This window comes from Veillonella sp. CHU110, from assembly GCF_003992255.1.
Taxonomy (GTDB): Bacteria; Bacillota; Negativicutes; order Veillonellales; family Veillonellaceae; genus F0422.
This window is the reverse complement of the sequence record NZ_RQVA01000008.1, coordinates 19,834-45,189: the sequence shown is the minus strand read 5'-3', so window position 1 is coordinate 45,189 and position 25,356 is coordinate 19,834. Positions and strand designations below refer to the sequence as shown.

The following is a 25,356-nucleotide window of genomic DNA, read 5'->3' as shown; positions in this document are numbered from 1 at the left end:
TTTTACCTGGGAAGGTGTAAGATGAAGCCTTCCCTATTGTAAGTTAGGTAGATAAAGAGAGAGATCTTTATCTTGCAAAGGTAGTGTGAACCCTTTGCTTGAGTTATTATAGCAAAGGATTGTGTAAAAGTAAATACACAAAATGATAAATTCCTATATTTTTTATATAGGTTTTACGTATAACCAATTGAGATTTTCTTACTTTCATCTATCAAAGTCCATATCTATTCGAGATTACTCTTCTTTTTGTTTCGCCAATAATTCAGCATGAGCCTTTTTAAATACAAAAGCATTTCGCACATGCGCTCGCATGCGCTCCTCTGCCAGCTCCCCATTACGATCATGGATAGCTTCCATAATTTGTTGATGTTCCAAATCACAAGAGATGGTCCGCGTTTTATCCGATGTACTAATATACATATCTCGATTCACCATTTCTCGGAAGTCTGCCAAATAATCTGCCACACGCTCATTGCCAGAAAATTCTGCAATCATCGTATGAAAGCGACTATTGATAGCCACTCGCTCTCCTGGGTCTTCCGTATGGATGCCCGCATCACACACGTCTTGCAGCTCATCGAGTTGGGCTTGTGTGCATCGCTCCGCACACAATCTAGCGCCCAATCCTTCCATCACTTCTCGACACTGATACATAGCTACGATTTCCTCTGGAGAATATCCTTTTACAGTCACGCCCTTCCAAGGTTTGATGACTACCAAATTATCTTTTGCCAGTTTACGAAACGCTTCTCGCACCGGCGTAGCACTCACATTTAACTGCTCTGCAATACGCACTTCACTGAGCTTCACCTTGGGCTTTAATGACCCAGTTAAAATCGCTTGCTTCAGGGACATATATACTTGTTCACTCAACGGTAATCGTCCGATTGAATCAATACTATGCAAACGATACTCTTCTGTCTTATCCATCTGATTCCCTCCGTGTTGCTTTACCCATCATATAGTACCTAGCCCTCTCTAGGTTTTTTGGCAACAGTTTCTTTCATTATACGTGAAAGCATTCTAAAAAATCAACGTATCTATTGATAATTCCTATGGTATAATAATATATACTATAATTAATCTCTTAAAACTATGTGTATATAGAATAGGAATCAACCATGAGTCGTTGTTTAATTATTATCAACCCCGTATCTGGTGGTGGCAGGGCTCGCCGATACGTAATGGAGCTACAGTGGCAACTCAGCTCTTTATTTGATCGAATGGAGGTAAAATTTACTCGCCACGCAGGGGATGCCACACAATTTGCCATCGAAGCCTCCAACGAAGGAGTGGATGCCATCTTTTGTATGGGTGGAGATGGCACCATCAATGAAACTGTGAATGGTATCGTTCGAGCTGGAGGCCGTGCCAAATTTGGATTTATTCCCATCGGCACTGTTAACGATATGAGTCGCGCTCTAGGTATCTCTTTGCAACCACTAGAAGCCATCCACGCTTTAAAAACCAGTGTTATTCGTCGTGTCGATATCGGCCGCTGTAACGATACGTACTTCTGCAACAATATCGCCATCGGCGTTATCCCTGAAGTCGTGGCTTCTGTAACGCCAAAAGAAAAGCAATTATTAGGCCCCCTTGCCTATTTTGCCAAAGGCGGACAAGCTTTATTCACCACGAAAGATTACCGCTTTAGCATCACTACAGAAGAAGGCACGAAAGAGTTTATGTCGCCCTTAGTTATCGCCCTTCTCACCAATGTCGTGTCTAGCTTTGAACACTTTATGCCCACCGCCTCTGTAGACGATGGTTACATGCGTATCATCATCTTCAAAGAATATTTCATTATGAACTTATTCTTTATTTTACCGCTCATTTTAAGCGGCTCCATCTATAACTCTAAATATGTGACTATATTGAAAGTCAAACAAGCTCACATCGAAGTATGCGATACTATGGATGCCTCTACTAATATGGACGGCGATATCGGTCCAGATGCTCCGTTAGACTTAGAAGTACTACCTAAATTTTTACAAGTATACGTGCCTACAAAGCAACGTAAAAAAACAACCAGTTTATTCCACAACCCATTACAACTATAACTATCTTGTTTTATAACAACAACCAAAAGAGGAACAGGACCCCATCATCGGGTTCCTGTTCCTCTTTGTATTCGTTCACCCCTATACCATAGGGTCTTCATATGTATTATTATATATCGTCTGTGGCCGGTGCTTTCACAGTCTGTAGCTCTACCGTTGTATGTCCCCAGTCCACAGGGTTAATCCGTTTTACACCTAAATCGATCTGTTCTCTAATACGACGCAATGTGGAATCTCGCACTACGATATTACGGATACCACCGCCAATCGTAGCCGTTTCTCTCACTCGTACCGCTAGCTCTACATCTTCCATGATTAGCCCTTGCAAATACACATGCTGAATCCATGTATTACCTGTGTTGGAAAATACTAGTCCTATTTGACTATTGGAAATATGAAGTCCATAGGCATTCCATTGTTCTGTCACTGTCGTCTCTGTTGGATCACCTGCCGCTACAACTACGCCCTGTTGCATCTGTTCCATCCGAACATGACTCATCACCAAATTATGTCCATCCCAATGCAATCCATCGCCACTGTACATGCCTAGCATGTGTACATCTTTCATATACATCTGTTCCACTTGTGCGGCTTTTACCATATGGGCTGGAGCGTTTTTCAATACCACACGTTCTAGGACAATCTCCTTGCCATGTTGTATCTCAATCAAAGAGGAGCGAGTGGAACTACCTTTTTCATAGCTGGCTCCTCTTCGCATAGCAGCTTCTACTTCTGATCGACTCAATACACCGTATTCTTCAAGAGTATCTTGCTCTATCTTTCCCACTTCTTGCTCAATCTCTAATTCTCGTGGTACTGGCTCTTTCCAACCACTACCATCAATGACACCACCTCGAATCACAACTCGTTCAATAGGCCCTGTTTCATCCCCTTGTAGGTTTAAAATGCCAAGGTACGGAGTTCCTCCTGTGACGACATAGTTTGGCTTCACAAAGGCTGAGCTTTCATCCACAGCCATCAACACCGCACCTTCATCTAGGTCCAAGGTCATATAACTATGTAAAAATAACGCTCCTGTTCTGTATACCCCTTTTGCGATATGTAGTACTCCACCAGCCGGCGTATCTCGTATTGCTTTTTGCAAGGCCTGCGTATTATCTGTCACTCCATCGCCAACAGCACCGTACGCGGTAGCTTCTAATCTTGGTTCTTTCGGCAATGTTTTATAGGGAACCTTTGATGATGTATATACACTCTCCCCTGCCGCATTGATTGCTTTCACCTGCACCATATATACAGTATCTGGTTGCAAATCTATTAACTGTACCCGTGGTTCTAAACTATCCCCTACATGCTCAGGTCGGATTGTATTAGTTAATGTATCATTGACATATACATCATACCCTACAATCCCTGTTGCATCTGATAATGACCATTCTATCTCCATCGTTGTACTAGTCACCCCTACTGTAGGGGCCGTTATAGAAAAATCTCCTACTTGTACCGTATATTGTGTCACCGGTGCCGTATACTTTCTATACAGATTCCAAGTAAGACCTAACAGTCCCACTAAAAGAACAACCCCTATCATCCATATCCAACATACTCTATTACGCTTTTGCTTCATATACCTACCTATCCCACTATGTCATTAGATCATCGATCCTCAATCATTGTATTGAACACATCCATAACTAGTATTCATACTATTATATCCATCTATGTCCATTCTACATGATTTACATAAATGGTCAATACTCAGTCTAATGAACTCAGCTTTGTAATTTGCGAAAGTGATATCTGTTGCCCCTGTACCTTGATGGTTCGATGCACAGGATTGATAGAATCTAATATCCCTTCTACTTGATGATAGCGTCTCCCTGTGTAATAGATAACCCTCACTCGTTGTCCCTTAACCATGGAGTACAATTGTCTATCTAACTCTTCTAATTGCTCCTCTGAAAGTTCTTTACGATTCTCTGTATATCGTGCTGTTTCTTCTAGCAATTCTTGAAACCCTTTCAACGCAGCAAAAGGCATAAATTGTTTTGCCCGTTGCAATAATGTCATCTTCGGTCGCTTATGTTGCATTATGACCTCCCACCAAAGTATTGCGAAACTGCATCGTACCTTCTTCTTGCAAGCTACTCGCTCGCAGTATCGAGTTACCACCAAATCTCTCTTTAATTTCCAGTACTGTACGCTCCACTTGATACGATTTTTCTTCCTCTTTTGAATCATCAGAAAATAAGTCTTCCTCCCAAGGAACAGCTGCCCGATTCACTAAATCATCAAAGCCCACAGATAACTGTCGAATCTCTTGATGGTGATGAACAGTTTCTTTGTACAATTCCAATACCGCCTGTGAAAGTATCTCTAAAGAACAAGTATACTTCGACAGACGTCGAGATCCACCTGTGCCTTTTACAGTTCTATCTGCATACCGTACCCCTAAAGAGATGTGCTTCGTCAAAGCCTCTTCTGCAACGAGTTCTAATAGCAAGGATTCTACCATCTCACGGAGTGGGACAAAACACTCCTCATAGGAATAGTTCCGCAACAAGATTTGCCCCCTAGATAAAGAATGTTTAGCTGGACGATACGCATGAATCTCTTTCATCGTACACGTCTCACGTCCCCACGCATGGTCAATCAATAGTTCTGCATTGACACCAAACTCCTTATACCACCTATCTTCTGGCACCGTAGTAATACCATGTAAATCTACTACACCATATTTGTGTAGTCGGCGAGCAATGCCTTTGCCAATTTGCCAAATATCTGTGATGGGCTGATGATACCATATCTTTTCTTTAAATGACTCCTCATTAAGCATACCAATCCCTTGCGGTGCATGCTTTGCTAATACATCGAGGGCCACCTTCGCTAAAAATAAATTACTTCCTAACCCAACCGTGGCGTGAATATGAGTGCGAGCTAATACTTTATCTTTGAATAACAGAGCCAAGTCATAATATGATTTCTTATATAAACGGCTATAGGGAGTTACATCAATAAAATATTCATCAATAGAATACACATGTATATCTTCAGGTGCCACATATTCCAACAAGACTCCATAAATAGAGGCGGATACCTCCATATATCGTCGCATCCTAGGCTTTACTGCTATATATTCGATGGTAGATGGAATCTCGAATAATCGACATCGATTTTTTACCTCCAATGCCTTTAAGGCTGGAGAAATAGCAAGCGTAATGGCACCTAACCCGCGAGATGCATCTGCCACTACGAGCGGTGTCGTGAAAGGATCCACCCCTAAATCTGCACACTCTACAGAGGCATAAAAACTCTTCAAATCTAAACACATATACACTGCCATACTATCCCTCCTCTATAGCAGTATAGTAGCATATTTGTTCTATATTTTCAATATATATGTTCGATACATTGCATAATATAAGAAAACAGGTTGCCCATATGGACAACCTGTTGTAAGTTTGTGTGATACTATTTATTAAGTTTCAAATTATAAGAAACGGTTCAAGGAAGCAGTGCTTGCCAAGTGACGGTTAGTCATACCCATTTCTGCTGGAGTGCAACCCAATGCAAGACCAATTAATTGGCTCATGTGGATGATAGGCATATCACCATTCATTGGAACAGTTGCTTTCGCTTCTTTTTGGAACATATCTAATTGCATTTGGCAAAGTGGGCATGGTGTTACGACACAATCAGCACCTTCTTTTTGCGCATCAGCATTGATAGAACCAGTCATTTGCATTACAGAATCATGTGCAGGGTATACTGCATGGAAACCACAACAATCTAATTTACGAGAGAAATCAATTGGAGTAGCTCCTAATGCTGTAATCAAATCTGCCAAGCTTGTTGGGATTTGCATATCTTCGAAGCCCATTTCTTCTTCTGGACGAAGGATATGGCAACCATAATATTCAGCAACACGAAGGCCAGTCAATGGACGAACCACTTTTGCTTTCAAATTATCTAAACCATATTCGCGGATAAGAACCCACAAGAAATGTGTTACTTCGCTAGTTCCTTTGTAGTTCATACCAGCTTCGCCAAGAATGTTGTTTACTTTTTGACGAGTTACTTCATGATCATCAAGCTCTTTTTTAGCTTCACGAAGCATTAATGTACAAGTGTTGCAAACTGTAAGGATATCTAAGCCCTCTTTTTCAGCTAACGCAATATTGCGAGCGTTAGTAGAAAGAGTCAATAATGGATCGATATCTTGTACGTGAGACGCGCCGCAGCAAGTCCATCCGTCTAATTCTTGAATTTCGATACCTAATTTTTTCGCTACTGCAACGGTTGCTAAGTAGTCTTCTTTAGATGCGCCTTCTAATACGCAACCAGGGAAAAATCCGTATTTCATTATTTTCCAGCCTCCTCTACTGCACGACCGATTGTACGAACACCTTCAATACCATTGACTGGTTTATGAGGAACTACCAACTCGAATGGATTGATTTTGCCATGTTTCCATAAACGAAGAGCATATAGACCTTGTTTTGCAGAATCCAATAATCCATCTGTTTTCAAGCTCATAGTTACTTCGTTTAGGCGACCAGTTTTTAACAAGTCTTGTTTGAATGCGATCGCATGACGAGTACCTTTATTAGATAAACCAGCTGCTGTAGCTACACGACGAAGGTTGGAAATATCTTTTTCTGGTTTCAAATGTTTTGGACAACGAGTGATACAGTTCATGCAATGCACGCATTTCCACAAGCCATGGTTGAAAGCCGGTGTTGTATGTGCCATTGGAGATACATCACGGGAATCCATTACAAAACGATTAGCTTTTGTATATACATATGGATCTAAGAAGTCTTCACGGTTAGCAGACAATTTATTACATTCGGAAGCACAGCATCCGCAAAGGATACATTCTGTGTTCATAACGAATTTTTTGAAGTCCGCAGCTGTTTGACGAGTACCAGTTTTAGTAGTAAATTCTGGTTTTACGAAGATCCAAGGAGCTACTTCTTTCAAGCGGCTAACTTTTGCTTCCCAATCAACTACTAAGTCACGGATTACATCGAAGTTACCAATAGGTGCTACAGTGATTTCATCAGAACCAAAACGTTCTGTTACTTCATCAATTTTAGCTTCACAGCCAAGCATTGCTTGACCATTAACTTTCACGGAGCAAGCGCCACATACTGCGGAACGACAAGCTGCTACGAAAGTCAATGTTGGATCGATTGTATCTTTAATTTTTTGTAAGCCCCAAAGGATAGTACGGTCTGCTTCGTAATCGAAAGTATAAGACTGTACATAAGCGCGGCCTTCATTAAAGCGGTGGATATGATAAGTAATTTGTCTCATCTTAGTACTTCCTTTCTTGTGGTTCGTATTTAGTGAACACTACATCGCGTTCTGACATTTCGTATTCGCCATTTGCGCCAAGTTTCCAAATTGTATGTTTTAAATATTGGGAATCATCACGTTTAGGGAATTCTTCACGAACGTGAGCACCACGGGATTCTTTACGGTTTAACGCGCCTAAAGCAATTGCTTTCGCTACTGTTAACATAGATTTAATTTCTACATAGTTAACGAATGCCATGTTGTAAGTGCGGTTGGAATCGCCTACGTAGCAAGTTTCATACTCTTTAGTTAAACGTTCAATAACTTCAAGAGCTTCTGTGATACCTGCTTCGTTACGGAAGATACCTACTTTATTCCACATAGCTACTGCTAATTCATCACGAATTTCAGCAACTGGACGACCTTCTGTACGGGATGTAACTTCAACGAATTTAGCTTCCCATTCTTCAGCTTTTGCTTTCAATTCAGCATCGCAATTTGCAAATGTGTTTGTTTCTGCATAATCAGCAGCGCCTGCACCAGATACTTTACCGAATACAACGCCGTCTGCCAAGGAGTTACCACCTAAACGGTTAGCACCATGGATAGAGATACAAGATGCTTCACCAGATGCGAAGATGCCAGGAACTTCTGTAGCACAAGTTTTATAGTCAACTACGTCGATACCGCCCATGATGTAATGGCAAGTAGGACGAATTGGCACTGGATCAGTTAATGGATCACAATGTTCGAAGCAAAGAGCCAAGTCACGGATACCATGAAGTTTTTCTATGATAACTTCTGGTCCTAAATGACGAAGGTCAGCTACTACGTATGCGTCAAGACCAGTTCCGTTGAAACCGCGGCCTGCTGCGATTTCATCTTCGATTGCTTTCGCTACAACGTCACGAGACGCTAATTCCATTTTGTTAGGAGCGTATTTTTTCATGAAACGTTCGCCCTCAACGTTTAACAAGTATCCGCCTTCACCACGAACAGCTTCGGACATCAAGATACCAGTTTTACCAAGACCAGTTGGATGGAATTGGATCATTTCCATATCTTTTAAGCCTACGCCCGCACGGAATGCTACTGCCATACCGTCGCCAGTAGAAAGGAATGGGTTAGTTGTACGAGTCCAGAATACACGGCCAGCACCACCAGTAGATAACACGATGGATTTAGCTTTGATAATTTCTACTTTACCTTTTTTCATATTCCAGATAACAGCACCGCCAGCTTTACCGTCTTTTACAACGATATCTAACAAGTACCATTCTTGTAAGAAATGTACGCCTTCTTTAAGACATTGTTCATATGTTGTATGAAGAATAACGTGACCTGTTTTATCCGCACTGTAGCATGTACGTGGATAGGATTGTCCACCAAAGTTACGTTGTGCGATTTTGCCTTCGTCTGTACGAGAGAAAGGAGTTCCCATGAAATCCATTTCTAATACGCCTTCTGGGCAACGTTGACAGAAGAATTCGATAGCATCTTGGTCGCCAAGATAGTCAGAACCTTTTACTGTATCAAATGTGTGAACTTCTGTGGAATCTTCTTTTGCTACGTTATTTAACGCTGCATTAACACCACCTTGCGCCATTGCTGTGGCAGAACGTGTTGGGAAAATCTTTGTGATCAATGCTACACGTAAACCATCACGTCGTGCAGCTTCTAAAGCAGCTCGTTGGCCTGCTCCACCACTACCTACTACGAGAACATCATATTGTTCCATACGTACCTCCTCAAAAACACTTGTCTTATTTTGAACTATACATCTTACATACTGTTCTTAAATAAGTAAATATTTTTACACTGCATATATGACTGATATATGCATTCAATCTATAGCTTTATTATATACGGTTATCTCAAGTGTTACAATTGTCACAGTTGCCCTTAAAATCCCCTTTTTTACAAGGGATTATCTTATTTTGATAACGCTTTTCATAAGTTTTATTAAAGCCTAAAACTTTTGCCTTTTTTCATCTATATTCTCATCTAATCTATACTTTTCTAGTGTACTTTTGTAGTCTATTTTAGACTTCCCATTATTACGCCTTTTTTTAGCATCTATAATTTTTTCTCATCATTGAATCTTAATTTTAGAATAATTTGCCATTTACCTGCATTAATAAATCCTATATTTCTATATGATATTCTTTCTCATAATTAATTTTCTCGTTAATTAATATCTATTTTGCATTCTTTTTATTACAAAAAATCATATAACAAGATATTGATTTTTATCACATCCTGGATACAAGTAATATCTATTTTTTTCTATTTCTTTTCTCTGAAAGTACCAATTGTACGATGACCAAAGCATAAAAAAGACGGCAGAATTTTCCATCGTCTTTTTCTTATCGGTTCTATTTTACTACTAGCGTTCTGTCTTCTTTTTCACCAGATACACTCTTGTATAACATGCTCCATTATTACATCTGTTTTAATTCATTCCGCAATCAATTTTTTATAAGCTTATTTATCAAACACCATCATATGCTTCCTTTACTGTTAGCATTTTTATTAGTTATCTCCCTGGTCTTTATAGATCAGCTAATACAATTATAATATTCTCTGATTAAATTATTTTGTAAAGTACCATTTCCTCATTAGGGTATGCATTTTTGACATTGTTAAGCCGTTGAGAAAAAGCCACCTATATAGTATAATTTTAGAAGATGTTGTACTAATGCAACGCCTTAGCATACAATATATTGATATTGAGTCTGTGTGAAAACATATCTATGCACTCTCATTTACAATTTGTAAATGGGAGTCCTTTTATGGTCAAGGGCTCATTCACAGAACGTGAGGATGTGCTTTCACATATATTCAATTTATCTGTATATTTCTTTAACTTACGATGTTAGATCATCAAATCTGTAGAAAAGGGAGAACTTTCATGAGCATTATGATCAAGAAACGGGATGGCCATTACGAGCCATTATCGGTAGAAAAAACAAAGAAAATGGTTGCCTTCGCTTGTTTAGGCCTGGATTCCTGTGACCCTATCGAACTAGAAATGGATTGTAAATTACAATTCGTAGACGGCATGACGACAAAACAAATTCAGCAAACCCTTGTTCAAACTGCCATTGAAAAGGTCATCCAAAAAGTAGATGACGGCTTCGGTAACATGGTGAACCGCATGAACCAAGATTGGCAATTCGTAGCAGCTCGTCTATACTTATTTGACTTGTACAAAGAAGCTGCTATCAATCGCAAGTACAAAGCCTTTGGTTACGGTAACTTCACTAATTTAGTAAAAACATTGGTGGATGCTGGTCGCTATGCGGACTTCTTCTTAACAGAATATACAGAAGCTGAGTTAGAAGAACTAGGCGACTATATCAAACCGAAACGTGACTACTTATTTAACTATGAAGGTATTAAATTATTAGCTGACCGCTATTTAGTAAAAGGCTTCAACAAAGAAATTTTTGAACTTCCTCAAGAGCGTTTCATGGCTATCGCTATGCATTTAGCTGTCATCGAAGGGGATAAAAAAGTTTACTACGCTAAAAAGTTCTATGATTTGATGAGCGAGTTAAAAATGACTACTGCTACTCCAACATTGGCGAATGCTGGTACACCATTCCATCAACTAAGCTCTTGCTTTATTTCTGGTGTAGAAGATAATCTATGGTCTATTTACGATGTAAATGCGAAATTCTCCCGTGTGTCTAAACATGGTGGTGCTCTTGGTATTTATCTTGGCAAAGTTCGTGCTCTAAACTCCGACATTCGTGGCTATAAAAATTCTTCTGGCGGTGTTATCCCTTGGATTCGTTTGTACAATGACACAGCTGTTGCCGTAGACCAACTAGGTAAACGTAAAGGTGGCGCTACAGTAACACTTGATGTGTGGCATAAAGACTTCTACGAATTTGTTGAACTTCGCACCAACAATGGTGATGACCGTCGTAAAGCGCACGACATTTTCCCTGCTCTATCTGTACCAGATATTTTCATGGAACGTGTTATCAACCGTGAGCATTTCACCTTATTCGATCCACATGAAGTATCTCGTGTGATGGGCTTCCACTTAGAAGATTACTATGATGACGATACGAATAAGGCTTTCACAGAAAAATATTTAGCTTGTGAAGCTAGTCCAGATCTACACGGCATCGAAGTCAGCGCCTTAGATATGATGAAAAAAATCATGCGTTCTGCGGTAGAAACTGGTACACCGTTCATTTTCTTCCGGGATACGACGAACCGTGCGAACCCTAATAAGCATGCAGGCATGATTTATGCGTCCAACTTGTGCCATGAAATCGCACAAAACGTTGGTTTCACTGATTTAGATGAAGAAATTATCCAAGACGATGGTTCCATCGTGACTCGCACAAAAGCAGGTGACATGGTAACGTGTAATTTGAACTCTATCAACCTAGGTCAAACCTCTGACGAAGAATTAGAAGAAAACATCGCTTTACAAGTCCGTATGTTGGATAATGTCATCACGATCAATCAATTCCCTGTGCCTGAAACTCGTGTGACTAGTGAAAAATATCGCGCGATTGGCTTAGGTACTAGCGGTTACCACCACTATTTGGTGAAACATAAAGTACAATGGGAAAGCGACGCTCACTTGGAAATCGCCGATACATTATTTGAAAATATTGCCTACGCTGCTATCAAAGCGTCTATGGAACTAGCAAAAGAAAAAGGGGCCTACCCTGCTTTCAAAGGTTCTCAATGGGAAACTGGAGAATATTTTGAACGCCGTGGTTACACCTCTGAAAAATGGCAACAACTGCGAGCAGATGTAGCAAAATACGGTATCCGCAATGGTTACTTAATGGCTATCGCTCCTACAGGCAGTACATCCAACATTGCCAACACCACAGCTGGTATCGATCCTATCTTCAAAAAATTCTTCATCGAAGAGAAAAAAGGTAGCTTTACACCAAAAACAGCACCTGATTTGAGCAACGAAACCATGTGGTTCTACAAAGAAGCACATACTATCGATCAACAATGGTCCATCAAGGCGTGCGGCATCCGCCAACGCCACATCGACCAAGCACAGTCTTTCAATTTGTATATTACGCCACAAATGAAAGCAAAAGAAATTCTTGATTTATATGTGGAAGCGTATAAACAAGGCATTAAGACAATTTACTATATCCGTAACCAATCCTTAGAAATGGATGAATGCACTAGCTGTTCCTCCTAATCTTTGGTGAGGTTATATTTGAATAGGGAAAGAGCACCACACACTTCTCCGCAAACTGATCCTACGGTAGGTTTGCTTCGGAGTATGTAGTGCTCTTTTTGTATGTTCTGAATAATATAACTCCCCCGCCAAAGATCTAGTCGGAACGATGTCGTTTCTTCGGGGAGGGGCGGATTTGTATTCTGTAAGTAACTATGGTATACTTGACTTATAAACAAGAAGAGTCTTCAACGTGTGGTGGCGTTAGGCTCATCTCAAAAAACTGTTGAAATGAAATGGCCTAACGTGTTGAGGTGGTGAGATACCTCTTTACATTAGGCGTTTTCATTATTTATATAAAGCAATAATGTTAACTACTAATGATAAAATAGAAATGATCAAGCTGATTTTTTCATATTTCGTCATAGTATCACCTCCTCCCATGGTAGGAAGAGATGAGCCCAACTCACGTTGATGACTCTTCTATGGTTTTATTATAGCACAAACATTTGCGATTTGTTGATATTTCAAAGATTTTACATTATAAATCTCCTATAGATTTCGATTATAATCGAATCTATGTTAATATTTACTAACAATTTCGAGTATAGTCGAAATCATCATTGGAATATACATATATTCCGAGTATGATCGAGTCCTATCATTTACTATACAAAATATAGGGTCCCCCGTTTCTGCAACTAGTATTAAAAAATATTTAAAGAGCGAGCATCGGGATGTTTCCATTGATACCATCCTAAATTATTTAGACTATTGTCAGCAAGCTTTCATCCTGAAAAAGGTATCTAGATTTGATACGGTCGGTAAAAAGAACCTTAAAATCGATGAAAAATATTACCTTACGGATCATCGATTTCGGACTGCCAAAGGATATTCTAATACGAAAGATATTGAAAGAACCCTGGAAAATATTGTATATATTGAGCTAATATCTAGAGGATATACCGTAGAAATAGGTAAAATAAAAGATATGGAAATCGATTTTATCGCTACTAAAGATAAAGAACGAGTATACTATCAAGTGTCGTATCTCATGGAAACAGAAGCTACACGACAACGTGAGTTTGGAGTTTATGCACATGTACAAGATAATTACCCTAAATTTGTTCTCTCCATGGATACCGTTGACTTTAGCCAAAATGGAATCGTTCATAAACATGTGATTGATTTCTTGTTGGAAAACCGTTTATAAATGTATAAATGCTATCATAAGAATGTACAGAAATGATGATATAAGACTGTACTAGATGAATAGTCCCCGCATTCTAATATAAAGTATACAAAAGCACAGGGCTCGCGTCCCTGTGCTTTTTATATACCATATTTCTTCATAAAAAATGCATCTACTTCATCTATACTATAGGTTTTATCATTCTTTAACGAATCTATTCCTTTTTGCAATTCCTTATCCAATTCTTCCTTCAGCAAACTGGCTAAGGATACTAATGTATTTGGTTTATTTTCTTTACGTACCTCCTGTGTCTTTTTAGACACACGACCTACATTCTCCATACATATATACCTTCCTTTTTTCACTTCATTAACGGTTTTATTTTTCTAATACCTCTAATAAATACGGATACACTATTGTTTTAACTTTTATCTAATATCATTATATATTGCTATATCCAAATTCACAACACTCTATCTATTAACCATCTCTCCCCCTATCTTTTTAGTATGCATTTTTAGTATAATAGAAGGTAGTTTAAGAACTGCAAATCTATGAAAGCATATCATGTCCAGGCTTTCATAATAATTTATATGCATATTGTTATTATAGATAAGGTAGGAGTTACTTTCATGGAAAAGAAACTAATTTTTAATGAACATGGTGACCGTGGTACGCAAAGTATGGTGGGCGGTAATACGACGAATTTACGTGAATGGAATCGTATTAAGTACGATTGGGCGAATACATTGTATCGCACGATGCTAAACAATTTCTGGATTCCTGAAGAGATTTCTTTGAACGAAGATATTAAGCAATTCCCGTATTTAACAGATAGCGAACGCCGTGCCTTCGACAAAATTATTTCTTTCTTAAACTTCTTGGACTCTATTCAAAGCGAAAACTTGCCCAACTTAAGCCGTTATATTACAGCTTCTGAGGTAGCTTCTTTATTGAATATCCAAGCATTCCAAGAAGAAATCCATGCACAATCGTATTCTTACATTTTGGATACCGTAACGAATCCAATTACTCGTGATCGCATTTATGATGAGTGGCGTACAGACGAGCATTTACTAGCTCGTAACCGCTTCATCGCTGACATTTACCAACGTTTTAGCGATGAGCCATCGGAGCACAATTTAATCCGCACTATCATGGCAAACTATATCTTAGAAGGCATCTATTTCTACTCTGGTTTTAGCTTCTTCTACACATTGGCTCGCCAAGGCAAAATGACCGCAACTTCCACAATCTTTAAATACATCAATCGTGATGAAGTGACTCACTTGGTATTGTTCCAAAACATTATCCGTGAACTTCGCATCGAACGCCCTGAATTATTCACTGCCGAGCTAGAAGCTGAATTAACACAAATGCTTCGTGAAGGTACAGAAAATGAAATCGCTTGGGGGCAATACATTACAGATGACAAAATCCTTGGCATCAACAACACATTGATCGAGCGCTACATCAAATACTTAGCTAACCAACGTGCTGATTCCATTGGCTTACAACCGTTATATCCAGAGATCAAGGAAAACCCTATGGCTTGGATTGAAAGCTTCTCCAACTTGAACAGTACGAAAACTGACTTCTTTGAAGCGAAAGTGACGAACTATACAAAAGCAGCAGCTTTCGATTTTGATGATTTGGAGTAAGAATTCCTATAAGGTTATATACATAAAAGCTACACGTAGATATTATTTATGGTGTAGCTTTTTGTTTTCCCTCTAAATCTATAATTTACAACTTTAAAATTCAATGAGCCTAGTATTTAACTAGGCTCATTGCTATTAAAATCAATTCATTTTGTCCTATAACCCTATAATTCTTATTTAATTAGAAAAAATGTTGGAACTACTCGTCTAAAAATAACTCAACATATATTATAGAACCTTTATTTTAAACTATTCATATAAATAGGATATAAACAAGAATAAGCACTAGCCATACATAACTAGTGCTTATCTTCTTATATCATAGTACTAACACTATACAATTAGTATTTCCAGTTTACACGTCCACCAAACGTTGTTCCTCGTTTTTGTCCGAACCAACCTTCTACATTAAGTGTTCCAGTAAAGGTATCCGCAGTGCTACCATAGGTAACTCCAACTTCTACAAGTCCACTAGATCCGCCTAAAGAAGGTGCTAAAGTACTTGCGCCTTTAACCGTTGCATGTGCTTCTCCTGAGAACTCACGTTCATAGGCAGCACCAACATATCCTGTGTAACTATTGCCTAATTGTTTAGAAACTTTGTACCCAAGGCGTGTACGAAGACTGTTGACACCTGCAAATGTATAGGTTTCTCCTAAGCCTTCACCTTTCAATGTAGCAGTCGCTTCCCCTTGATGGCTATAGAATAGATTACCATATACAGTACCTTCATATCCATTTCCATAAGATACTACTTTTCCTAACCCTACATGTGCTGCATAATACATATTATGTGCATCATAGGAAGTATGAATAGTTTTTGTTGCTGTTTTTATCTCGTTACTTTCATAGTTATAGGATGTACGTCCGCCACGAATACTGCCTTCTAAGTAAATTCCATTATCATAGGTTGTTTTTCCATACACACCAACACCATAATATTTAGCATTACCATCTGCACGAAGACCAGAATCTAAATGGCTATCGTAGCGAGACCAACCCATTTCTACAAATGGTCCCCAGTAGGTTTTACCTGATTGTTTTCCTAACCCAAGAACTATATTTGTTCCATTAATATTGGCATAAGAACCGGATTCCACTCTCATACGACCATGACTCACGCCTGCAACGATTGGTGCTGTACTACTAGTATTAGCAAAGGCCTTCACAATGCTATCTTGGCCATTATTTATAACGCTAGATACAGCTGTACGAGTCTCTACAAAGGATTTTGTTTGTGGTAATACACTACCCGCAACAGTACCTGTACTTGGTGTTGTTGTGCCAGCTGCTGCTGGTGTACCTGTTGTGCCACCGTTTGCTGGTGTTGTACCTGTTGTTCCATCGTTTGTTGGTGTTGTTCCTGCTGTCCCACCACTTGCTGGAGTTGTACCTGCAGTATCACCTGTACTTGGTGTTGCTGGATTCACGGATCCACCAGTAGTTGGTTGTGTAGGGTTAGGTGTATTCTCTGTGGAATTTTCCTTAATAACAGCAATAACAGATTTAGCATCATCCCCCGCTTTAGCAGTAATATCATATGCCAAGGAAGCGCCTTGTTGTAATTTTCCGTATTGAGCACCTGTTGTTGTTACGCCATTCGTATTATAGATAAGTTTAATAGCATCCCCTGTATGTAATGCTGGTGCTTCACCAGACACACCTACATTGATTTTTGTATTAGATACATCTGTACCATTTGGATCGGTTACAGTAAGGATTGTATCTCCATTCACAACATCTTTAGGCAAATCAAAGTTGTAGATTTCAAAGTTCGATACTTGAGATAATGTAATTCCTTTGACCTTATTAAGATTTAAGGTATTACCAGTTTTAATATCGCCTGTAGCATTGTCTGAGAAGTAATGACCGCCCCAGATAGCTACTTTTCCACTAGCCAATGCTTTAGCATTATTAATATCTACAATATTACCAGTAGCTTCTACATCACTCACACCGCCGATAATAAAGTTGTTACCCTCTTGTTCTGCATCGTTCACTCGTTCAGGGTAAACACCATTAGCATCAATTCCATTAATATGATGCTTAGATTGTTCTTGCTTAACTTTAAACAATCCCTTTCCAGTAATAGCGCCATCTCCAATCACAACGACATTCTTATTTGCTTTATTCGTTTTTGAAAAACCACCTATGACTTGACCTACTTTAGGTAGTACTATCGAATCTGACTCACTTTTTCCCATTTCCTTTTTTAATTCATGAGAATCCACCCGTCCAGAGACCCCATTTATTTTGCCATTTTCAGTATCAGCAGAATCAATGCCTATCAAGACACGATTCCCTATCACTTCTCTAGTGTTAATATTGGAAGTCGTTCCACTGTCTGGTGTGCTACCTTCGTCAGAAACACTAGCAAACGCTCCAAATGCTGTACGCGATGTACCAGACGCTGCTACTACTAAGTTTTCTTTTAAGGAACCAGTTGAGGATGTGCTATCAAAAGCTGCAGCCTCTGAAACAAGCTGAATATCTTGCCCACCAGCAAGAAATACTCTATTATTAATAGCACTGCCATCACCTTGGCCTAATACAGCTCCAGTTACATTTGCTATAGTACCTACATTACGCAAGATAACCATATTTTTCTCTGCATTTTTTGCTCCAGACACTGCTGATATTCCACCAGTAATATCACCACTAAACATTTCTATTGCATTTAGTTTCGCTGTTGCATTATTTGGACCAGCTTCAGAATAACTAACAGTGTATGCTTCTTTAGTTGTTCCGTTCACTAATGCTACATAATTATCTTGTGTATTCTTACCATCAGTAACAATACCTACTTTAGGACCCCATCCTGTGTTTGAGTTTGAGTTTACACTCATTATATCATCAATTTGTGTTCCAGTTGGCTTCGTATAGAATTTCTTATCATCACGCTTATGTAAAGCTACATCAGGATCAGCTGATGGTACGTCATTGCTATCAACAGTAACCATGCTATTCTCTTTACCATCAACAAGAATAGTAAAAGGCACGCTTAGATTTGCATTACCAGAATCATTCGCCATAACAGGCATCATCATTGTACTCCCTGCAATAACCGCAAGAATCACATAACGAAGTTGTTTTTTTCTCATTATGAAATCTCCCTTTCTTCATTATAAATAAATTACATCTTCATGATTTCTTCATGATACTCTCATATTATCAAATGTCCCCCCCCGTCAACATTTTATATCTTATGTATACAAGATGCGCACAAAAAAAGATCTTCTTTATGTATATAGGTTCTACGAACCTATGTTATAAAGAAGATCCTCTAGTTAGATAGTAAATACTACGTATTTATATATCAGATCATATGAAATTTTATCTTACTCAGCTTTCACCAACGCGCGATGGATCAATCCAATCACCAATCCTACGCCGCCGAACACGATCCAGTCCATGCCTATGCCATGCATTGGCACTTGTGTCGCAAAGAATTGTCCAATGTTTCCAAGATCAACTTTTGCTGTTTCTAGACCAGATACGAGAGCTGTAATGAAGGTAGCTCCTACTGTCCACGCATACACACATTGACGGCCTTTGAACACTGGGTCTAAGAAGGCCAAGAAAATCAATACAATAGCTAGTGGATACAAGAACATCAACACTGGGATGGCAGATGTAATGATCGTTTTCAAGCCAAACATGCCTACCCCTGTAGACACTACAGAGAATAGTACGGCATACCATTTGTAGGAAAGTCCACCGAATTGCGTACTGAAGTACTGTGCACAAGAAGTAACTAAACCGATACTTGTTGTTAAACAGGCTAACAATACAATAACCGCCAAGATCATAGCCCCTAACTCACCAAATAGTAAGCGTGCAGATTCTGCTAATACAGGAGCACCTGTTTCTAAGATACCCAGTTTTTCTACACTAGTTGCTCCTAAGCTAGCAATGAAAATATATACTAAGCCTAAGCAACCTACCGCAATTAAACCTGCTTTCAACGTTGCACTTGTAATTTCCGCTTTTGTTTTCGCCCCAGATAAGGTAACAAATTCAATCACCAAGATGCCGAATACGAACGAAGCTAATGCATCCAATGTATTATATCCATCTAAGATACCTTGTACAAATGCAGTACTGCTCGTAGCATACATCTCGTTTGGTGTTGTATAGCCACCTAATGGAGTAATTAAAGATTTAATGATCAAAACAATGATAGCCAATAATAAAGCTGGTGTCAGTACTTTACCAATACGATTCACTAGCTTTTGTGGGTTAATGGATAACCATAATGTCAGCAAGAAGAATCCGATTAAGAAAATCATTTGAGTCGTTTCTGTGGCTGCACCACCTAAAAATGGTTTCATAGCTATTTCATAGGATACGGTACCAGTTCTAGGAATCGCAAATGCTGGGCCGATGGATAAGTATAATGCCAATGTAAATAAGACCCCAAACACTGGATGCACACGGCTTGCCAAACTTTGTACATTACGGCTACCAGAAAATCCCATAGCCATAACCCCTAATAAAGGCATACCCACCCCAGTAACGATAAAGCCTAAAATCGCCCACCACACATTAGTACCTGCGTGTTGACCTAAAGTTGCTGGGAAGATCAAGTTGCCTGCCCCAAAGAATAATGCGAAGAGCATAAGACCTATTGCGATATAGGCTCGCCCTGATAGTTGCGTATGATCTGACATAGTATCTCCTTTCAAATACACTCTATACTAACAAATATACACTATGTATAAACATTTTATGCTGTAGCTTTTATTATAGCTAATTATAGGCAAAATAAAAAGCCATTTCCACTAGGGAAAATGGCTTTTTCTATGCCAATTATGCATATAACATCTTCCTATAATTGATAGACTATCTGCATGTATTAACTATAACTATATGCCTCGGCATCAGTCACATGGCCCCACATTGACTTTCACATCATAGAAAGTACTTCCCCAACCATAATCTGTAGGGCGTGAAGCCGTAAGGACATTCATTGTATGTTCTGTATCATGGGACTGTGATTGCCACCATACGCCACAGCTGACAATGGCCCCTTTGGGAACTGTGTCATCAATGACTAAGGCAATGCGTAATGAACCTCGTACATTGTACAAGCGGACAAACTGACTCTGTAATACACCTTTACGCTCTGCATCTTCCGGGTGCATGCGAACCGTCATCATTGGCACATCTTCTTGTAGTTCACAGAAGGAGGAATCTAAAATTCGTGGGTCTGTACCATTAATCAGGAAAAACTCAGCCTCATCCCCATGGGCCTCACGATACGCTGGATATGGCTCTTGTTCTAATGGATTATACAACTCAATTTTCCCCGACGGTGTCCCATATTTTAGTTTATAGGTCTCCGATAACTCCATGTCTACCAATTCACCTGCTAAGATTCTATCTTGTATCTCTGTTGGAATCGGAGCATGACGCACAATATCTTCTATCATCTCTAACTCAGACATATCGAATACAGGATCCTCAATCTGCATGGCTTTGGCAATACTACAGATCGTATTCCAATTGGAACGACTTTCACCCACTGGGGGAATCGCCTGATACCCACATCCAATCGTGTAATGACCGTATGAATTATATATATCATTATGTTCTACCGATGTGGTGGCCGGCAAAACAATATCTGCATATTTTGCTGTTTCCGTCATAAACCGTTCATGAACTACGGTGAACAAATCTTCGCGGGCTAATCCTTTACGCACCACGGTTTGATCAGGCGATGTAATAGCAGGATTACTGGAATACACATACAAAGCCTTAATCGGTGGGTTCTCAGCTTCTGTTAACATAGGTCCCAACCGAATCATGGGGTTCAATCGGGTTTCCTTCGTCTGAAAGCGAGCCCAGCTAATACGGCTGCCCCCTACAAATTGACTGCCAGATGTACTCGATAATAATCCACCACCTCGATGCAAATAGGCTCCCACTAAGGCAGGCAACGCCACAATACAGCGCACTGTGTTCGCTCCATTTCCATAACGAGACAATCCACTACCCAATCGAATAAATGGTGCTACCGCTTGTCCATAAGCGCGAGCAAACTGAACGATTCTCTCTTCAGACACTCCTGTGATGCGTGCCACTTTCGATGGTGGATAGTCTGCGACTACTGTCTCGTGAAAGCCTTCATAACCTTGTACATATTGATCGATAAACTCCCTATTAATGAAGCCTTCACTAGCTAGCACATGGGCTACTCCTAGGGCAAAGGCTCCATCTGTACCTGGTCGCAAGATAATGACTTCATCTGCTAGTTTCGCAGTTTCTGTATAGTGCGTATCAATGACCCATAGTGTTGCACCTTTCTGTCGAGCTACTTTCACATCATGTAACACATGTACATCGGTAGCTACTGCATTAAGGCTCCACAAAATAACACAATCACTATCCTGCATATCTTGAGGTCGATTACCTAAAGTACTTCCCATCAAGCTATTCCAACCATATCGCTTCGCAGGAGAACAAATTCCTTTATCTTGTCGTGTAGCACCTAAGATGGCAAATAAAGGATCTCCTGCTCCTTTATGTAAAATGCCCATCGTCCCTGCATAAGAATAGGGCATAATGCTTTCAGAGCCATAGGTATCAATGCAGTGCTGAAATCTCTCTGCTATTTCCTGCAGCGCTTCCTCCCATGTAATCGGCTCAAATTGTCCACTCCCCTTGGCCCCAATTCGTCGCAATGGCATTTTGATACGGCCAATATGATGGACAGTCCGTTCATAATGTTGCATTTTTTGGCACAACGTGCCACGGGTAAAGCTATGTGTTTTTAGCCCTTGTACTTTCTCTATGCGATCCCCCGATACAGTAACTATTAATCCACATGCATCAGGACAATCATAAGGACATACAGATGTTATTGTATGTATGGGCTTTGTCATAAAGGTCCTCCTTAATCATCATACTCATCAAAACTATCATAATCATCATAGTCATAGCCATGGTCCTTTTCAGACTCATAGTCCAACTCATCTTCCATAATGTCATCATAGTTCTTATGAAAAAACTGGTCTTCTACCACATCTATGGCCTGTGACACATCATTTGACGTTCCCTCTTGTTGCACCATATCTAACAACTCATCCGAGTCCACTTCATTCACAAGCGTATCCATATCTTCTATGACAGACGTATCTTTATTGGATTCTATGGTCTGTAATTGCCCTCGTTGTAAAAAGCGATTCATGCATATCCCCCTATCTATTGTGTATCCTCTACTATTTCTATCTGTATTGTATCATCTTACACCTGTTTTACAAAATTAAGCATTACTATACGTCACATATATCTCGAAGCATAACTACCCTATATACAAAAAAGAGTCCTCGCAGTATCTCTGCAAGGACTCTTTTGTATAGTATAGTTGTATAGTTAAAGTAGTGTTTCAGGATTTGTTATATCACATAGGATTGTAAGTTATGTAAGTGATAAGAGGTTATACGTCATAGCTTATGCTAATGTAGCACGTAAGAACCATAATTGTTTTTCATAATAAGCAATATGATCTTCCATGATAGCTACCAATCCGAAGTTGCCTTCTTCATCAGCAGATTCACGAATCGCACGTGCTTCTTTATTCAACAATTCAAAGTCTCCTTGTAAGAATTTATATACTTGTTCTACGGAGAATTTATTACCTGGTTCTTCTTTCAAAGATGCAATTTCCAAATATTTAGCTACATGTACCACTGGTTCTTCACCTTGCATTTTTACATGCTCTGCTACATCATCATAGTAATCAAATGCGATGTCATATACTTCTTCTAAGTATTTATGTGCAGGTACAAATTGAGAACCTGTTACATTGAAGTGAAAGTTGTGTAATTTGATGTTCCAAATTGCTAAGTTTGCAATATACTGATTAACTGCTTGTAAGTTTTTCATAGTAAAATCTCCTTTTCTTTAGTTTGTTTTAGTAACAATTATTTTTACTAATTAATAATTATTATTTGTTATGTACATATCTTAGCACAATAGATTTCAAATTGCAATACTTTTTCATAAAATTTATCTATTTTTTTCGATATTGTTTTACGCAATAAAAAAAACTATAACAATATAGCCGTCAAATAAAATAGAGGAAAGTTAATCAAACTGTATCAACTTTCCTCTATTTTTATATGCGTAATATACCAAAGGGGCCCGAAGACCCCTTTCATTCATATAATATAATTAGAACGCATCCCATTGACTTTCACATGAGTATGTACCACGATTCCCCACCATGGAATCAAAACAACACATGAGATGTATAGATCAATCGTAATGCTAACGCACCAACGCCAATAGATAAGCCAATCAAAATTGTTTTAGCTCGCAATCGTTTTGAAATATAGGCTCCTAATTGTCCACCCATAAGAGCGCCAATACCACAAGGGATGGCCACAGCAAATTGAATATGATCGGATAGGAAATGCGTTGTAGAACCTACAAATGTAGACGTAGCTAAAATAAAATGGCTCGTTGCTGCCGCCATATGTGTAGGGAAACCCATAATATAGATTAAGGCTGGCACGTGAATCAATCCGCCACCAATGCCAAATAGACTGGAAATAAAGCCTACTACCATACTAATCAAAACACCCACTACTTTATTATAGGATAAGTCTTCTAATCCTAATTCTTCTTCTTTCCGCTCTCCTTTTTTCATGTTTTTATATCCAATAAACACAGATATCATAAGCAAGAACGAACCAAACCAGAAACGGAATCCACTAGCATCAAAATACTCTGCTACATGCGCCCCAATGATAGACCCGGGGAAGGTAGCAATACTGAATAAGATAGCTGCACTATAGAGTACTTTTTTCTGACGTACATAGGCGATAGTGCCAGATACGGCATTACAAGTAACGGTAAATAAAGATGTACCCACCACCATAGCTGGTGTCCATTCCGGAAAAAAATACAAGAATACAGGAACAAAGATAATGCCTCCCCCTGCACCAATAATCGTCCCTAGAGCTGCCACAGCAACCCCTAATAATACAAATCCTAAGATTCCTATTATGTCCATACCTTACTCCTCCTTAGATAGTTCTGCAAAGCGATCTAGTTTATGTTTTTTAAAAATAGCTTTTGCATCTCGCTTCGCCGCTTTTTTCTCTGCTTTTTTAGCTACTTTTTCTAACACTTTTTCTGTCCATGCATCGCCATGCTCTTTCGCATATCGTTCCCACTTGGATAGTTTTTTAGCCCACTTCGCAATAGAAGTATCCTTCTTTTTAGATTTCGACTTATCTTTGCTCTTTTCCTTCTTTTCTTTCTTTTTCTTCTTTTCTTGTTTCACAATGCAACATTTTTCTCGTTCTTCTGGAATAGGAGAATCTTCTGTACAATGCTTACATCGTTTTTTCTTGTCTCCCCTGTTTAGATCGATAGGCTCTAATTCGCACTCTTCCACGATAGGTTCCACAGTCATCTCCGTGGCAACCAGTTCTACCGGCTCTACTGGCTCAACAGATGCAGCTGGTGTAGCTGGCTTCTCGGCTGTAGCAGCTTCTACTTTTGATTTCGATGAAAAACCAAAGAAATTTAGCAATGACCATCCACTAGACTCACTCTCCGTAGGTGGTGTAGGTTCTACCTTCTCTAGTGTCACTACCTCCTCTTCTTGGTGGTATTCCTCCTGAACCATACCTAATGCAACACCTACATCATAGCCTTCTACACCTTCATGCATAGGAATATCTACACTTAGACCTGCTACATCTTGTGTGCCATCTAGTTCAGAAATTGTTTCAAATAGATAATGATTGCCTACTGTTTCTTGTAACACTTGGATTTCTTCCCACTGTTTTCCTAAGACAGCTAACGTATGGGCAAAGACTTCTAAAGCTTCGATGACTTCCATAGCTGTCTCTGTTGATTCCAAGTGATTCGTTTCCCAATACGCCACATATTGTTGTTGCAATTCTTTACAACGATTATAGTTTTCTTGTATGGATGCCAAGATACGCTCGATTTCTTTCGTCTCTATCATGTATTGATTCATACGATACCTCC

The 25,356-nt window shown here is 39.3% G+C and carries 19 protein-coding genes; 4 read left to right on the top strand and 15 right to left on the bottom strand.

What is annotated here, in order from left to right:
* Nucleotides 1-234: 234 nt before the first annotated feature.
* Complete coding sequence (locus tag EO122_RS04720) at nucleotides 235-930, bottom strand: GntR family transcriptional regulator (protein WP_127009598.1); 696 nt, start codon at nucleotides 928-930, stop codon at nucleotides 235-237.
* A 191-nt stretch (nucleotides 931-1,121) separates the two neighbouring features.
* On the opposite strand from EO122_RS04720, the gene EO122_RS04715 reads away from it, so the two are divergent.
* Nucleotides 1,122-2,060 (top strand): diacylglycerol kinase family protein, encoded by a 939-nt coding sequence (locus tag EO122_RS04715; RefSeq protein ID WP_127009597.1) that lies wholly within the window; start codon nucleotides 1,122-1,124, stop codon nucleotides 2,058-2,060.
* A 109-nt stretch (nucleotides 2,061-2,169) separates the two neighbouring features.
* Here EO122_RS04715 and EO122_RS04710 read toward each other — a convergent pair whose 3' ends face one another.
* The 6 genes from EO122_RS04710 to EO122_RS04685 form a co-directional block, all read right to left on the bottom strand.
* Entirely contained in the window at nucleotides 2,170-3,648 is a 1,479-nt protein-coding gene (locus tag EO122_RS04710; protein ID WP_127009596.1) for a fibronectin type III domain-containing protein, read from the bottom strand.
* Nucleotides 3,649-3,779: 131 nt separating this feature from the next.
* On the bottom strand, nucleotides 3,780-4,112 hold the full coding sequence (locus EO122_RS04705) for a YolD-like family protein (RefSeq protein ID WP_127009595.1): 333 nt from the start codon (nucleotides 4,110-4,112) through the stop codon (nucleotides 3,780-3,782).
* Complete coding sequence (locus EO122_RS04700) at nucleotides 4,102-5,364, bottom strand: DNA repair protein (protein ID WP_127009594.1); 1,263 nt, start codon at nucleotides 5,362-5,364, stop codon at nucleotides 4,102-4,104. Before EO122_RS04700 ends, EO122_RS04705 begins: the two co-directional genes overlap by 11 nt.
* Nucleotides 5,365-5,511: 147 nt before the next feature.
* Nucleotides 5,512-6,384 (bottom strand): CoB--CoM heterodisulfide reductase iron-sulfur subunit B family protein, encoded by an 873-nt coding sequence (locus tag EO122_RS04695; protein ID WP_126937792.1) that lies wholly within the window; start codon nucleotides 6,382-6,384, stop codon nucleotides 5,512-5,514.
* Nucleotides 6,384-7,340: a succinate dehydrogenase/fumarate reductase iron-sulfur subunit gene (locus EO122_RS04690; protein WP_126937793.1), complete on the bottom strand. Its 957-nt coding sequence runs from the start codon at nucleotides 7,338-7,340 to the stop codon at nucleotides 6,384-6,386. The genes EO122_RS04695 and EO122_RS04690 overlap by 1 nt, the downstream gene beginning before the upstream one ends.
* A 1-nt stretch (nucleotide 7,341) precedes the next feature.
* Nucleotides 7,342-9,060, bottom strand: a complete 1,719-nt coding sequence (locus EO122_RS04685; RefSeq protein WP_126937794.1) for an FAD-binding protein — start codon at nucleotides 9,058-9,060, stop codon at nucleotides 7,342-7,344.
* Nucleotides 9,061-10,233: 1,173 nt separating this feature from the next.
* Between EO122_RS04685 and EO122_RS04680 the strand changes: the two genes are divergently transcribed.
* Nucleotides 10,234-12,516: a ribonucleoside-diphosphate reductase subunit alpha gene (locus EO122_RS04680; RefSeq protein ID WP_127009593.1), complete on the top strand. Its 2,283-nt coding sequence runs from the start codon at nucleotides 10,234-10,236 to the stop codon at nucleotides 12,514-12,516.
* 577 nt (nucleotides 12,517-13,093) lie between these two features.
* A complete protein-coding gene (locus EO122_RS08430) occupies nucleotides 13,094-13,708 on the top strand; it encodes a DUF4143 domain-containing protein (protein ID WP_371413188.1) in 615 nt (204 codons plus the stop codon).
* Between the two features lie 119 nt (nucleotides 13,709-13,827).
* Here EO122_RS08430 and EO122_RS04670 read toward each other — a convergent pair whose 3' ends face one another.
* Nucleotides 13,828-14,028: a hypothetical protein gene (locus EO122_RS04670; protein ID WP_127009592.1), complete on the bottom strand. Its 201-nt coding sequence runs from the start codon at nucleotides 14,026-14,028 to the stop codon at nucleotides 13,828-13,830.
* Nucleotides 14,029-14,319: 291 nt separating this feature from the next.
* Here EO122_RS04670 and EO122_RS04665 point away from each other — a divergent pair, with 291 nt between their 5' ends.
* Nucleotides 14,320-15,348, top strand: coding sequence for a ribonucleotide-diphosphate reductase subunit beta (locus EO122_RS04665; protein ID WP_127009591.1), 1,029 nt, complete (start codon nucleotides 14,320-14,322; stop codon nucleotides 15,346-15,348).
* Nucleotides 15,349-15,689: 341 nt separating this feature from the next.
* On the opposite strand, the gene EO122_RS04660 is transcribed toward EO122_RS04665, so the two are convergent.
* The 7 genes from EO122_RS04660 to EO122_RS04630 all read right to left on the bottom strand — a co-directional run bounded on the left by EO122_RS04660 (nucleotide 15,690) and on the right by EO122_RS04630 (nucleotide 25,345).
* The gene (locus EO122_RS04660; protein WP_127009590.1) at nucleotides 15,690-18,449 is read right to left on the bottom strand and encodes an autotransporter domain-containing protein; all 2,760 of its coding nucleotides are present in this window, start codon (nucleotides 18,447-18,449) and stop codon (nucleotides 15,690-15,692) included.
* A gap of 237 nt (nucleotides 18,450-18,686) precedes the next feature.
* Nucleotides 18,687-20,018: a branched-chain amino acid transport system II carrier protein gene (brnQ, locus tag EO122_RS04655; RefSeq protein WP_127009589.1), complete on the bottom strand. Its 1,332-nt coding sequence runs from the start codon at nucleotides 20,016-20,018 to the stop codon at nucleotides 18,687-18,689.
* 210 nt (nucleotides 20,019-20,228) lie between these two features.
* Nucleotides 20,229-22,232 carry a molybdopterin-dependent oxidoreductase gene (locus EO122_RS04650; protein ID WP_127009588.1) on the bottom strand — a complete coding sequence of 668 codons (2,004 nt, stop codon included), beginning with the start codon at nucleotides 22,230-22,232 and terminating at the stop codon, nucleotides 20,229-20,231.
* A gap of 11 nt (nucleotides 22,233-22,243) precedes the next feature.
* Entirely contained in the window at nucleotides 22,244-22,537 is a 294-nt protein-coding gene (locus EO122_RS04645) for a hypothetical protein (protein ID WP_127009587.1), read from the bottom strand.
* A gap of 263 nt (nucleotides 22,538-22,800) precedes the next feature.
* Entirely contained in the window at nucleotides 22,801-23,235 is a 435-nt protein-coding gene (locus EO122_RS04640) for a DNA starvation/stationary phase protection protein (protein WP_126938448.1), read from the bottom strand.
* A gap of 346 nt (nucleotides 23,236-23,581) precedes the next feature.
* Entirely contained in the window at nucleotides 23,582-24,367 is a 786-nt protein-coding gene (locus EO122_RS04635) for a sulfite exporter TauE/SafE family protein (RefSeq protein WP_127009586.1), read from the bottom strand.
* A 3-nt stretch (nucleotides 24,368-24,370) separates the two neighbouring features.
* Nucleotides 24,371-25,345 carry a hypothetical protein gene (locus EO122_RS04630; protein WP_127009585.1) on the bottom strand — a complete coding sequence of 325 codons (975 nt, stop codon included), beginning with the start codon at nucleotides 25,343-25,345 and terminating at the stop codon, nucleotides 24,371-24,373.
* Between the last annotated feature and the right edge of the window lie 11 nt (nucleotides 25,346-25,356).